General features: G+C 68.5%; 13 protein-coding genes. 11 read left to right on the forward strand and 2 right to left on the reverse strand.

Going from position 1 to position 11,831, the window contains the following annotated elements:
• Positions 1–226 precede the first annotated feature (226 nt).
• The 5 genes from ACFXKZ_RS50135 (at position 227) to ACFXKZ_RS50155 (ending at position 2,946) form a co-directional block, all read left to right on the forward strand.
• Positions 227–577 (forward strand): PadR family transcriptional regulator, encoded by a 351-nt coding sequence (locus ACFXKZ_RS50135; RefSeq protein WP_380014444.1) that lies wholly within the window; start codon positions 227–229, stop codon positions 575–577.
• Positions 577–1,053: a hypothetical protein gene (locus tag ACFXKZ_RS50140; protein ID WP_380014447.1), complete on the forward strand. Its 477-nt coding sequence runs from the start codon at positions 577–579 to the stop codon at positions 1,051–1,053. Before ACFXKZ_RS50135 ends, ACFXKZ_RS50140 begins: the two co-directional genes overlap by 1 nt.
• Positions 1,050–1,235, forward strand: coding sequence for a hypothetical protein (locus tag ACFXKZ_RS50145; RefSeq protein WP_380014450.1), 186 nt, complete (start codon positions 1,050–1,052; stop codon positions 1,233–1,235). Before ACFXKZ_RS50140 ends, ACFXKZ_RS50145 begins: the two co-directional genes overlap by 4 nt.
• Positions 1,236–1,355: 120 nt before the next feature.
• Positions 1,356–1,634 carry a hypothetical protein gene (locus ACFXKZ_RS50150; RefSeq protein ID WP_380014453.1) on the forward strand — a complete coding sequence of 93 codons (279 nt, stop codon included), beginning with the start codon at positions 1,356–1,358 and terminating at the stop codon, positions 1,632–1,634.
• A 220-nt stretch (positions 1,635–1,854) separates the two neighbouring features.
• Positions 1,855–2,946 carry a PP2C family protein-serine/threonine phosphatase gene (locus tag ACFXKZ_RS50155; RefSeq protein WP_380014456.1) on the forward strand — a complete coding sequence of 364 codons (1,092 nt, stop codon included), beginning with the start codon at positions 1,855–1,857 and terminating at the stop codon, positions 2,944–2,946.
• Between the two features lie 608 nt (positions 2,947–3,554).
• On the opposite strand, the gene ACFXKZ_RS50160 is transcribed toward ACFXKZ_RS50155, so the two are convergent.
• On the reverse strand, positions 3,555–3,716 hold the full coding sequence (locus ACFXKZ_RS50160) for a hypothetical protein (protein ID WP_380014459.1): 162 nt from the start codon (positions 3,714–3,716) through the stop codon (positions 3,555–3,557).
• Positions 3,717–4,200: 484 nt separating this feature from the next.
• Between ACFXKZ_RS50160 and ACFXKZ_RS50165 the strand changes: the two genes are divergently transcribed.
• The 6 genes from ACFXKZ_RS50165 to ACFXKZ_RS50190 all read left to right on the forward strand — a co-directional run bounded on the left by ACFXKZ_RS50165 (position 4,201) and on the right by ACFXKZ_RS50190 (position 9,399).
• Positions 4,201–4,563 (forward strand): hypothetical protein, encoded by a 363-nt coding sequence (locus ACFXKZ_RS50165; RefSeq protein WP_380014462.1) that lies wholly within the window; start codon positions 4,201–4,203, stop codon positions 4,561–4,563.
• Entirely contained in the window at positions 4,547–6,211 is a 1,665-nt protein-coding gene (locus tag ACFXKZ_RS50170) for a caspase domain-containing protein (protein WP_380014465.1), read from the forward strand. Before ACFXKZ_RS50165 ends, ACFXKZ_RS50170 begins: the two co-directional genes overlap by 17 nt.
• A gap of 396 nt (positions 6,212–6,607) precedes the next feature.
• Positions 6,608–7,495, forward strand: coding sequence for a serine/threonine-protein kinase (locus ACFXKZ_RS50175; protein ID WP_380014468.1), 888 nt, complete (start codon positions 6,608–6,610; stop codon positions 7,493–7,495).
• Entirely contained in the window at positions 7,464–8,702 is a 1,239-nt protein-coding gene (locus tag ACFXKZ_RS50180; RefSeq protein WP_380014471.1) for a PQQ-binding-like beta-propeller repeat protein, read from the forward strand. The genes ACFXKZ_RS50175 and ACFXKZ_RS50180 overlap by 32 nt, the downstream gene beginning before the upstream one ends.
• 26 nt (positions 8,703–8,728) lie before the next feature.
• On the forward strand, positions 8,729–8,881 hold the full coding sequence (locus ACFXKZ_RS50185; RefSeq protein ID WP_380014474.1) for a hypothetical protein: 153 nt from the start codon (positions 8,729–8,731) through the stop codon (positions 8,879–8,881).
• A gap of 47 nt (positions 8,882–8,928) precedes the next feature.
• On the forward strand, positions 8,929–9,399 hold the full coding sequence (locus ACFXKZ_RS50190; protein WP_380014477.1) for a GIY-YIG nuclease family protein: 471 nt from the start codon (positions 8,929–8,931) through the stop codon (positions 9,397–9,399).
• Here the strand turns inward: ACFXKZ_RS50190 and ACFXKZ_RS50195 are convergent.
• On the reverse strand, positions 9,301–10,989 hold the full coding sequence (locus ACFXKZ_RS50195) for a hypothetical protein (RefSeq protein WP_380014480.1): 1,689 nt from the start codon (positions 10,987–10,989) through the stop codon (positions 9,301–9,303). The two genes, ACFXKZ_RS50190 and ACFXKZ_RS50195, sit on opposite strands and share 99 nt — an antisense overlap.
• Positions 10,990–11,831: the final 842 nt, after the last annotated feature.

The raw sequence follows: 11,831 nt of genomic DNA on the forward strand, positions 1-11,831 counted from the left end.
TGTCACCGCACGTGGATCCGAATCGTGGGCTGCGAACGTCGACGCAGCCGACCGGCGACGAACACGGGCACGTACACCTCGGGCGACATCCAACAGTCGAGCAGGAAGCCCGGTTTCCCGGACGACTTGACGCTGGCCACCCGCTGGTAACCCGCCTCCGCAGAAGCGGCACGATCCCAACTCTAGCTATACAGAGAACTAACTCTAGTCATGTAGCATTGAGGGCATGAAGACGCCATTCAAGATCACCGGGGCCACATTGGACGTCCTTGAGGTCCTACTTGCCCAGGGTGATGAACTGCACGGGTTCGCAATCGCGCGAGCCGCCGGCAAGGCAACCGGCAGCGTCTACCCGATCCTGCTCCGGTTGGAGAACGCGGGCTGGGTCGAGAGCCGCTGGGAGACCGAACACCCCGAGGAGGGCAAGCCGCGGCGGCGGTTCTACCGCCTGTCCGGGGTGGGCCTGCCCAGCGCCCGGGCCGTCGTCCTGGAACGCCGCGGAAGACTTCCCCAGACGTCGTCGTCTCCTCGTCCCGGGCTCGCCTCGGGCTTCGACGGGATCCCGGGGACCGTCTGATGACCATGATGCTGATCGGCGCCCTGCTCGCGTTGATCCTGGCCGAGATGGTCGACGTATGCCCCTGGCTCGCGGCCCGGATGGTGCGCTCCGCGGCGCGGCGCATCCCCGACCCGAAACTCGCGACGCGCTTCGAGGAGGAGTGGCTCGGCGTGATCGAACGCCGCCCCGGCAAGCTCCTCAAGCTCGTGAGCGCGCTGGGCATCGTGACGCTGGGAGCGCACCGGGTCCGGAAGCTGGCTCGGCCGAAACCGCACGTCTCGCGTCTGCGCCGCGTCTGGGCCGCTCTGTCGTCGCCGCTGCCCGACTATGTGCTTCCGAGCGTCGCGGTAACGGACGTGGCCATGAGCCTGGTCGTGGGGTGGGAGACTCGGGCGGGCCTTGCGATCGTCACGATGGCCGGCTGTCTCCTGCTGCTCCGGATCTCCACCCTGATCCGCCGCCGTCGGTCCGGCGAAGGACGTGATCAACCATGACGATGGGGGTGCCCCTGCTGCTCGTATCACTCGGGATGGTCGTCCTGGAGTGCACGCCGATCCTCTCGGCCACAGCGGCCCGCATCGTGCGGTGGTCCGCCCGTCGGCTGCCCGGTGAGGGCAACGCGGAGCGGTTCGAGGAGGAATGGCTCGCCGGGCTGGGCGAACGCCGTCTCGGCTAGACGAAGTTGGCCGGGGCGTTGTCGATCCTGGTCTTCGGCGTCGTACGAACGCGGGCCCTGTGTCGGCCGGCCGGGGCGCCGAAGCTCCGCCTCGCGAAAGTGCGGTCAAGGATCTCGTCGTTGCTGCGGACGGCACTGTATCCGGCGATCATCGCCACCATCGCCGGCACTCTCGCCGTCTTGGAGGCCACGGGCACAGTCGCCTTCAACTCCGGCCTGGGCCTCGTAGAACTTTGCATCACGACGCTCTCGTCGGGCCTGACGGCATTCCTTGCGCGCACGCCACGCAACAACGACGTGGTGATCGTCGTGAATTCCGGCGGTCCTCCCGGGCGCTCCTCTTCGAGCGGGGCGTTCGACGACAACCCGGGCCCGTCGTCAAACGGCACCCCGCCGTAGAACGCCCGAAGTGTTGCGTTGCATCGGATAAGGGGAGCTTATCCGACGCGATGCCAACCCTGTTGGCCTTGTTTACGAGGAATGGGGGTCCATCGCCGTCCAGAAGTGTCCGATGTCCGACTCCCGTGCCCAAGACTCTCCTGCGACACCACCACGACGAACGGGGCAACACGTGGGCAACGCGGGCAGGTTCGGGCGCCCGGCCCTTCCGGCGGGTCCGTTGAGGGACCTAAACGAGGCACTGCACCATCTGCATCTGTGGGCGGGGATGCCCTCGCTGGACCAGATGAGCGGGTTCTGCGAGTGGCGGATCTCGCGCAGCACGCTTCACGCGGCCTTCACCCAGGCGCGCCTGCCCCGGTGGGACACGGTCGAGACGCTGGTCGAGATTCTGGGCACACGGGCGCGCAGCACCACGCCGGAGCACCAGATCCCGCGGTTTCTCGAGTTGTGGACGGCCGCGTCCGACGCGAAGCCGGGCAACGGCGCCGTCGGGGACGGGACGCAAGCCGCGTCGGTGGACACGGCACGTGTGATCGCCGACAGCGCCAACGCAGTCCAGCAACAAATCGAACGGGAGCGAAGGGATTGGGAGGCCCTTCTCCATCTGCAGTGGGCAATGCTGCACGCCGACACGGCGGACACCCCGGGCGTCACCATCGCCACCCGGTACCGACCCGCCATGTACTGGCACATGGGTGGGGACTTCTACGACGTCGTCCCGCTGCCCGACGGAAGGACCGGCGTCGCCGTGGGCGACGTCATGGGCAGCGGACCGAGCGCAGTCGCCCTGATGGGGCAACTGCGCGCGGGCATGCGCGCCTTCGCGTCGATGGGTCTGCCGCCCCGGGAGGTGATGGAACGCTCGAACAACCTCATGCTGGGCATCGCGGGGGCGTCGTGGATCGCAACCGGCGTATACGGGATCGTCGATCCGGACGCCCGGTGCTTCACCTTCTCCTCGGCCGGGCATCTACCACCTCTCCTGCGCGCGCAAAACGGTGCGAGCGGTATCGCGTGGGGGAGCTGGGGCTTGGCCCTCGGGGTCGCGGACGACCCCAACTATCGGGCGACGACCGTGGCGTTGCCGTTGGGCGCCATGTGCCTGCTGTACACAAACGGCCTACTCGACCAACGCTCCCTGCACTTCGACCAGGGACTCACGCGCCTCCTGGATCGCTTCTCCGCGTCCACCGGCCCGCCTCCGGCCGTCTGCGACACGCTGCTGGCGCACTGGGAACACGAATACAACGCGGACGACCAAGTCCTTTTGGCCTTCGCCCTGGACGACATAGAGCCCGCCGCCTCATGACCCCGGGTGCCGTCCCGGTGGTCCCTCGATACCCGAAGCGCACCGGTCGTCGCCCGCATCCAGTCCATCGGGCCGCGGCGCGCTCCACCTTCGAGAGGTGTATGCCGAAAGATCACCACGAACTCCCGAACCGGGACGAAAGGTTGCCTCGCGCGTGCGCACGCGCGAGCAACTTTTTCAAGATTTTTTCGGAGCCCTTCCGGAGGGGACCGCTCCGGCCGCCGTCCCGGATCCGGGTCACGGCTGTCCACGCCCCAAGTCGGCGTTCGGGAACGATCTGCGCAGGTGACGGGATCGAGGACAGGACCCCCACAGACGCCTCGTTCACGAACGAGATCCAACCCAGAGTTTGGTATCGATTTCTCGAAGCCGTTTCGAGGTCCCCGTCCCAGGTCAGAGCGCCCGGGGAAGGGCGGAGATGCTGCGCGAGGGGTCGCGCGGCCGGCCTAGTCTGCCGGTACGGCTCAGCGGGTCGTCGCCGGAAACGGCGACGGCCCCCGGGTGCAACCGGGAGCCGCCAATTCGCAGATCCGTCGAACCAGGAGGCAGGGATTGCCCAGTAACTTACGCAGTAATTTACCTAGTAACGACGAACCGGCCCCATGCTGTCACGACGAACCGCCTGCGGTCAGCCCGCGTTCGCGTTCGCGTTGGCGGCGCCGCGCGGGCACCGCGCTCGGCACCCTCGCGTTGGCCGTGCTGATGGGCGTCGGTGAGGAGACCGGCCACCACTTGGTGACCGACGGCGTCTCCACCGTCGTCGGCATCACGAAGTAGCACTGCGGGGCCCGGCGGTGTTCCCCACCAGGAATGCCTCCGGGCCTTGCGGCGCCCGGCGAGCGCGGCCGGGGAGAGGATGCGGCCCGACGACCTCAAGGGATGGGTCGTCGGGCACACGGCGCCGGCAATGGGGAACAAACCGGCCGCGTCCCGCGCCCTTCGCCAGCCGGCGCCCACCCCGCTTCGCCCCTGGTGGGGGCGGGGTCGGGGCCTCGCGCGCGTACGCCCGCGAGGGTGGTCTTACAAGTCTCACAACCCCCGGGTCGCGTCGGGTTGTTCGCCGAACCGCGTGCCCAAGCCAGCCTCGATTGAGACTGCACACCGGACATCACTCCGGTCGTCGACGAGCGTGAGCCGGTTCCGCCCTCCCCCGCCTGTTCCTTCGGCTAGGGTTCCGTGCCCCGGGAGTCAACGCCCCGGCACCGAGGCGGTCGTCAACGGCCGCGCCTTGTGGGCTCGCGTCAGGAGGAAGTGATGACGGCCATCGATGCCGTGATCGGTATCAGCGGTGACGACGAGATCGGGGAGTTGGCCGCGCTCGTCGGCTGGCTCCGCGCGGAGCGCGATCTGCAGGGCTCGGTTCGGGTCGTGCGCAAGGACATCGCCGAGGGGGAACTGGGCGGCGGGCTCGACGTGATCAGCGTGGCCGTCGGTTCCGGCGGTGTCGGCGTGGCGTTGGCCCAGTCGCTGTCCGCGTGGCTGCGTACCCGGCGCGCGGACGTCAGGGTGAGGTTCACCGCCAACGGCCGCACGGTCGAGGTCGACGCCCGGCGCGTCAGCGATCCCACGGCCCTGATCACCCGGGTGCTGGAAGGCGACGATGCCCCCGGGGAGTGACCGCATCGACCGGTCCGGCTCCCGTGCCGTGCTCATCGGTGTCCCCAGATACCGGGACCCGGACTTCCCGGACGTCCCCGCCGCGGGCAACAGTCTGCGGGCGATGCGCCGGATGCTCGTCGACGAGGAACTGGGCGGCTGGCCCGACGGCCAGGTCTTCGTCCTCCCCCCGATCGACTGCCGCCGCGTGATGAGCAGCCTGCGCCTGCACGCCCAGAACACCACCGGCGTGCTGCTGCTGTACTTCGTGGGGCACGGCACCGTCACCCCGAACGGGGATCTCGTCCTCGCCGTGAGCGACACCCTGGCGGACCAGCCGGATGTCACGGGGCTGGAGTACTCCAAGGTCCGGAGCGTTCTCCGCGACAGCCCCGCCCGGGTCACGGCCGTCGTGCTGGACTGCTGCTACTCCGGCCGCGTCATCGACGTCCTCGCCGGGGAACAAGGTCACCTGGCCGACATCACCGACGTACGCGGCGCCTACACCCTCACCGCGGCCGACCGTGCCGCGCACGCCGGACAGGCCAACACCCGTACCCCCTTCACTGGGGAACTGCTCGACCTGATCGGCACGGGAATCGCCGGCGGACCGCCCGTACTCACCTTCGCGGAGCTGTATCCCCACCTGAGACACAGGCTGATCGCCCGCAACCTCCCCCAACCCAACCAGCGCGGCACCGACACCGCCGACAAATGCCCGGTGGCCAAGAACACGGCCGCCGAACCCCCGACACCGGCACCCCGACCCCGAGCGTCCGACCACGCCACACGCGTAACCCGCCCGGAACCACACGGAGCCCCCGACGAGCAGCCGAAGACACCACCGGCCCGGGGAGGAATCCGCCGACGCACCGTGGTGTCCGCAGCGACCGCGCCCACCAGACCCGCAATCGATGATGAGCGTAAACGCCGGTCTCGTCGGTCCTGGGTCATTCCGGCTGTGATTGCCCTCTCCTGCATACTTCTCGGTGGAGTACTCGCAGTCGTACTCAATACATCCTTTGGCGCACCGGGTCGGGGCGCGGGATCCCCGAACAATTCCCCGGCCGCCACGTCCAGTGGACCACTCCGTTCCGGTGGAGGCGAGAGTGTTCGCCCCACAAGCACGAGCCCGAGCCCTTCGATTAGAAGCTGGGACAAGAAATTTGAGGAGGTTAACGTGGGTGACTGTTTCGACACCATCTACGACCTGCTCGACGGTTACGCACTGGATGGGGATGGAAGAGGGCCGGAGGTCGTACCCTGCACGTCTTCTCGCGCCTACTACAAGGTGACCGACATTCATCGTCCTTCAACCTATGGCGTGTGCCCAAAGACCAGCGACGGGCGCGGTGAATGGCCCAACTCCGGGCCTGGGCGTTCCAATGTCACGCTCTGCGTTGACCGATTCTTCCAGGCGGGGCAGTGTTTTCTCGGCAAAGGTGACGACAAGCCGACGGGCTCCTACGTAGTGAAGGGTCGCGGCTGCAGCGTCCTGTTGAACTTGGACAAGCCGAACAATTTCCTGTTGCAGATCATCGCGGTCAAACCCGGGTCCAGCACCGTCAGCGACTGCCCTAAGCAATATCCGGGACAGGAAATCTATTCGACTCGCGCCCTCGACGACACACAGCTGCTGTGCTTGAAAGTTGCGATTCACGGCGCCTGAACCATTCCTCCCCCGGACGAGGTGTGGGTCGGCGAAGCTCATAGGCGCCGCGTGTCGTCTCGTCGTGCGACCTGTCAGTGCTTCGGCGGAGTTCGTGTCAGTGGGGGTGACGAGCTGCGGGCTCCAGGGAGCGGGTGTCGGTTGGCGGGGCGGGGCAGGGTCGACCCGCCGACGGGCCGGGGCGGGGGTGGGGGCCGGGTGCGGATTCCGGCGGGATCGGCCTGGCAACGATTGGGTCACCGGGCTGGTGCGGGCTTGTTCGGGGGTGTGACCTTGGGGCGCGGTACAGAGTCGGCCAGTTGCGGCCGGTGTCGGGGGCGGGCTGTGCGAGGGGGTTGGGCTGTGCGGGTGTTGGCCGGTCGGTACGAGTTGGTTCGGTTCGTGGGGCGGGGCGGGATGGGGGAGGTGTGGGAGGGGCGGGACCTGGTGATCGAGCGGCGGGTCGCGGTCAAGCTGTTGCCGCGCGCGAGGGCGGATGCCTCCGGGGCGGCGTTGTTCCTGCGTGAGGCGCGTACGGCGGGGGCGTTGCATCATCCGAGTGTGGTCACGGTGCACGATCTCGGTCGGGACGAGGGGGACGGCGCGCTGTTCCTGGTCATGGAGTTCGTCGAGGGCCGCGACCTGGCGGCGGTGTTGCGCGAGGACGGGCCACCGCCCGTGGACACTGCGGTGGAGTGGGCGGCGCAGGCCGCCGAGGCGCTGGGCCGCGCGCATGCCGCGGGGATCGTCCATCGGGACCTGAAGCCGGCGAATCTGATGCTCACGGCCGACGGACGGCGGGTGAAGATCCTCGACTTCGGGATCGCCCGGTTCGTGGACGCCACGAACCTCTCCGGCAACGTGATGGGCACCCTCGCGTACATGCCGCCCGAACGCTTCGACGAGCGGCCCGCGGACGCCCGCTCGGACCTGTACTCACTCGGCTGCGTCCTCCACGAACTCCTCACCGGCAAGGCGCCGTTCCAGGCCACCGGTCCGATCCCGATGATGAATGCCCACCTGCGCAAAACCCCCGCCCGCCCCGGGGCGCAACGCCCGGGCGTGTCCGCCGAACTCGACGACCTCGTCCTGAGGTTGCTCGCGAAGGACCCGCGGGACCGGCCCGCCACCGCCGACGAGGTGTACCGACGCCTGCTCGCCGCCGTCGGCCCCGCCCCGGCGACACCCGCGCTGCCGCGCCCCACACGCGGGCCGCGGCCGACGACGGCGCCCGCGACGCACGGCTACCGACACCGGACCGGTCGGGTCGTCCTTGTCCTCGCGTGGGCCGGGACCGATCCATGACCTGCCGACCGGCGGCCCCGTCCGGGAGCCCGACGGGGCCGGTACGGCGGGAGCCGGCTCCGACGAGGGCCCGCCTGTTCCCGCGGCCCCGGGGCGCCGCCGGTTCCTGTGGCTGGCCGCCGCGACCGCGATCGCGGGCGGCACCATCGCAGCCCTCACTCTCACGGACTTACTCGAAGAGCCACAGCCGCAGCCCGAATCGTCCGACCCACGACCCACAAAACCCTGGGCCTACACCATCAACGACGGCGTCTCCTCGTTTCCGGTGGTGGTGGATGGGGTGGTGTACCTCGGCAGCAACAACAAGAACGTGTACGCGCTCGACGCCGCCACCGGCACCAAGAAATGGACCTACACCACCGACGGCGTCCTCTACTGCTCGCCGACGGTGGTCGGCGGGGTGGTGTACATCGGCGGCCTCGACAAGAACGTGTACGCGCTCGACGCCGCCACCGGCACCAAGAAATGGGCCTACACCACGGAATGGCAAGTCCACTCGTCGCCGACGGTGGTCGGCGGGGTGGTGTACATCGGCGGCAACGACAAGAACGTGTACGCGCTCGACGCCGCCACCGGCACGAAGAAATGGGCCCACACCACCGACGGGTTCGTCTTCTCGTTTCCGGTGGTGGTCGACGGGGTGGTGTACACCGGTGGCAGCGACAGCGTGTACGCGCTCGACGCCGCCACCGGCACCGAGAAATGGGCCTACGCCAACAAATGGTCCGTCGACTCGTCGCCGACGGTGGTCGGCGGGGTGGTGTACGTCGGCAGCGAGGACAAGAACGTGTGTGCGCTCGACGCCGCCACCGGCACCAAGAGATGGGCCTTCACCACCGGAGACGCCGTCAGGTGCTCGCCGACGGTGGTCGGCGGGGTGGTGTACTTCGGCAGCCTCGACCACAGCGTGTACGCGCTCAACGCCGCCACCGGCACCAGGAAATGGGCTTACACCACCAACAGCGTCGTCTACTTCTTGTTGCTGGTGGGTGGGGTGGTGTACACGGGCGGCAGCGACAGCGTGTACGCGCTCGACGCCGCCACCGGCACCAAGAAATGGGCCTACACCGCCAAAGGCGCTGACTACTCGTCGCCGGTGGAGGTCGGCGGGGTGGTGTACATCGTCGTTTCCCTCTCCACCGATGGGGACTCCCCCAGCACGAAGGTGTACGCACTCGACGCCGCCACCGGCACCGGTCCGGGCTAGGACCCACACGCCCCCACGCCCTGCTCGTGTCGGTGAACTTGGTCGCCTTCTACCTCTGCCCCGACGACTGCCAACCCCGCGAAGGCGAACCCGGCGAACGCCTCGACCTCACCGTCGACCTCAGCGGCGAACGCCAACAACTCGGGCCGAACTTCACGGTCCGAGACCCCCGTCCCTGACCATCGGCCGGGCCCGCCGACCCCTCGCGGGTTCGAGGAAGGACCGCATGAGCGGTAAGAAGTCCAAGCGTTGGGTGTACCTGATCGGTTCACCCGCCCTGCGCACCGTCAAGATCGGAGTCAGCAACGACCCCGACGCACGCCTGGCGGACCTGCAAGTCGGTTCCCCGGTGGCGCTCCACCTGTTGTGGAAGACCCCCGGCGGACAGGGCCTCGAAGCGGCCCTCCACGCGTACTTCGCCGCTACCGCGCACGCGGCGAGTGGTTCGACTTCGGCATCCGTGCCGCGTTGCTGCGCGGCGAACGCGATCGGGTCGCGGTGCGCTGCCCGATGCGCTCCGGGAGGGTGCGGAGTATCGGGGCCGGTCCTATCCATCTCGCGTGGCGAGAACCGATCGTTTCGAGACGGGGTGCCTCAGTCATGGCTGCGAGCCTGTCCCGTATGGTGTGACGCCGTATTCCTCGATCAGAAGCCGACCGCACTCGCGCTGAAACTGCGGGTAGGAGGCGGTAGTTGAGATCGCTTCCACAAGGACGCGCTGGCACCGCTGCCAACGTCCGTTGGACCTGCGAAGTTGCGTGATCGTGCCCGCGACATCGGCGGCGAAGCATGGGAAGCGGTCGCCGTTCTCGGCGACCATCCGGGTCATCTTCCCCAGCAGGGTGTACAACAACTCGTCCTGCACCCCGCAGTCGGCGAGGGTGGCGATGCCCTCGTGCAGTCGGCCGAGCACCTCCGCGTAGGCGCGCAGGGAGCGCCATTCACGCCGCGGATTCGCGTACTCGCGATCGACCAGCACGGCCAGGCGCCGGATCACCGCTTCGAGCAGTGGCGACTCGAGCAGCAGCAGTGCCGCCGCGAGAGTGCCGGGGTCGGCCCGCTCGATCTCCCTGCCGACCCTTTGCGTTTCCCGGCCGCCGCCCTGGGCCATCGGTTCGGTGGCCTTCCGGAGTGCCGTCAAGCCTTCTGCGGTCGCCCCCAGACGGTCCCATGCGTCCCAGTTCCACCTGCCCTGTACGGACCGGGCCGGGTGTTCCTCGGCGGTTCGGGGCGGATCGGCCGGGGGCGCGGGTCGGCCCGGGCCGCTCCACGACGCGGGCGCACCGCCCGGGTGCGTCGAGCCCCGTCCCGGGTCCGGGGCTCCCGGCTCGCCTCTCCCGCCCGCCGGGTTCTCGCGTGGCACCGGGTCGAGTTCGCACAGCAGGTTGGCACGGTCCAGGAACGACGCGCCGGGAGGGATTGCCTCGCCGACCTTCACCAGCAGGTGCCGCACGTCCTCCCACGGCCGCGTGCAGTACTCCCGGACCAGGATTCCCGCGGCGTCGCGGAATACGTCGTGTCCCGGTCGGGGTTCGGTGCCGAAGTCGATCCGCAGTCGGTTGGCAGGTTCCGGTGCGTTGGGCCATCGGGGAACCAGTACGAAGCGCGGTTTGACCGCCGCGTCGCTGGTCTCGTAGGTGGAGAAGGTCCACTGACCTGGCGCAACGTGTTGCGCCAAGTCGAACACCCCCCACAGGAGCGGCACGACGTCCGGGCCGACGTCGTTCATATGGAGCGTGAACTGCCGCCGATGGTTGCGCAGTACCGCCGCGAGCACGATCTCGACCAGGTCGGCGTGGTGCCGTGCCTGCTCGCGGATCGGCGTTGGCAGGTCCGGATCGAACGCGTCCGGGCGGATCGAGGCGGGATACATCCACCTGCGGCCCGGCGCGTCGCCGAGCCGGTAGCCCACCAGCCCGCCTTCGCGTTGCCCGTGCAACCACGCGACCGCCAGCATGGTGTGCCCGTCGACCCGGCGCTCGGGGTCCAGCAGCACATGCGCGTTGTTGCCGGGCCGATTGCCGTCGTAGGTCGTGGATTCCCGCAGGATCAGCGCGTGCCAGTCCTCCAGGCTCACCCGGGACACGCTCCACGCGGGTGTCTCCGCCGGCGAACGATCCATCGAGACGTGGCTGTAGAGACCGTGGTCCCACTCCTTGAGCCGGTCCGCATTCAGCGAGCCGGCGACCGGCCCCATGCCCTTGCGGCCCAGTAAGTCCGCGTGGCTCCAGCGGTACACGACCTGATCCAGCGGCTCCCGCCCGTGTGCTCCGGCCTTCGCCACCATCGCATACCCCCATCCGCCCTCTTCCGGCCCGATCCGAGCATGTCGCACAACGCGAGCGGCCACACGGTCCCGGAGAAGTGCGTGGTGCAGCGCGGCAGCCACCTACCCGATCGAGTTTCGCCGACCCCCGCGGCTGACCGGTCGGTCGGCCGCGGGCAGGATGCTGCTCAGTCCTCGGTGCCGACGGGCTCGGCTTCGTCGTGGACGTATCGCGGCGCTTCGTGGCGGGGCCGGAGCATGTGTTTTGCGCGCCACCGGGTTCAGGTGGCTCAGGGCAATGGCAGCCGGTCGGCCGCCTCCTTGATCTGCTTGCGTCGAGCAAGACGCCCGCTGGTGGGCTTGAGGAGGTCCTCGGCCGCGTACACAAATGGCCAATGCAATGCACCCCGACGGGTGCATTGCATTGGGCAGGCCTGCCCAGGGGGTGGTGGGCCCACGGCGCCTGGGGCGTGGCGCGAACTGAACCCGCCAGATCGGGAAAGCAGTTCCTGGCCGCCAATCATCGCGTATGAACTTCCTTGGTCGACCGTTGACGCCGACGGACGAGTACCTCATGGGTTGCCAGCGCAAGAACGGCAACCGCTGCCACAACGCGGGTGACACTCCAGATCGTTGTGACGAGAGAATCCTCCAGCGTGGCTTCGTTCCGCAGTCGCATGGAAGTCTCAACGACAGCCACGAGCGGAACCAACAACCGAGCGGGTAGGCGGTACGGCCCGTTCACTGAAATATTTCCGGCCGCGCCTAAGCTTGATCTTTAACCCCGGCAAGGTTGGTCTTGCCGGGGTTTGTGCGTTTGGCGGACAGCAGTGCGGCCGCCCTGCAAGCTTCGAAATGTCTGG

It is taken from the genome of Embleya sp. NPDC059237, assembly GCF_042754105.1.
In the GTDB taxonomy this organism is placed as follows: domain Bacteria; phylum Actinomycetota; class Actinomycetes; order Streptomycetales; family Streptomycetaceae; genus Embleya.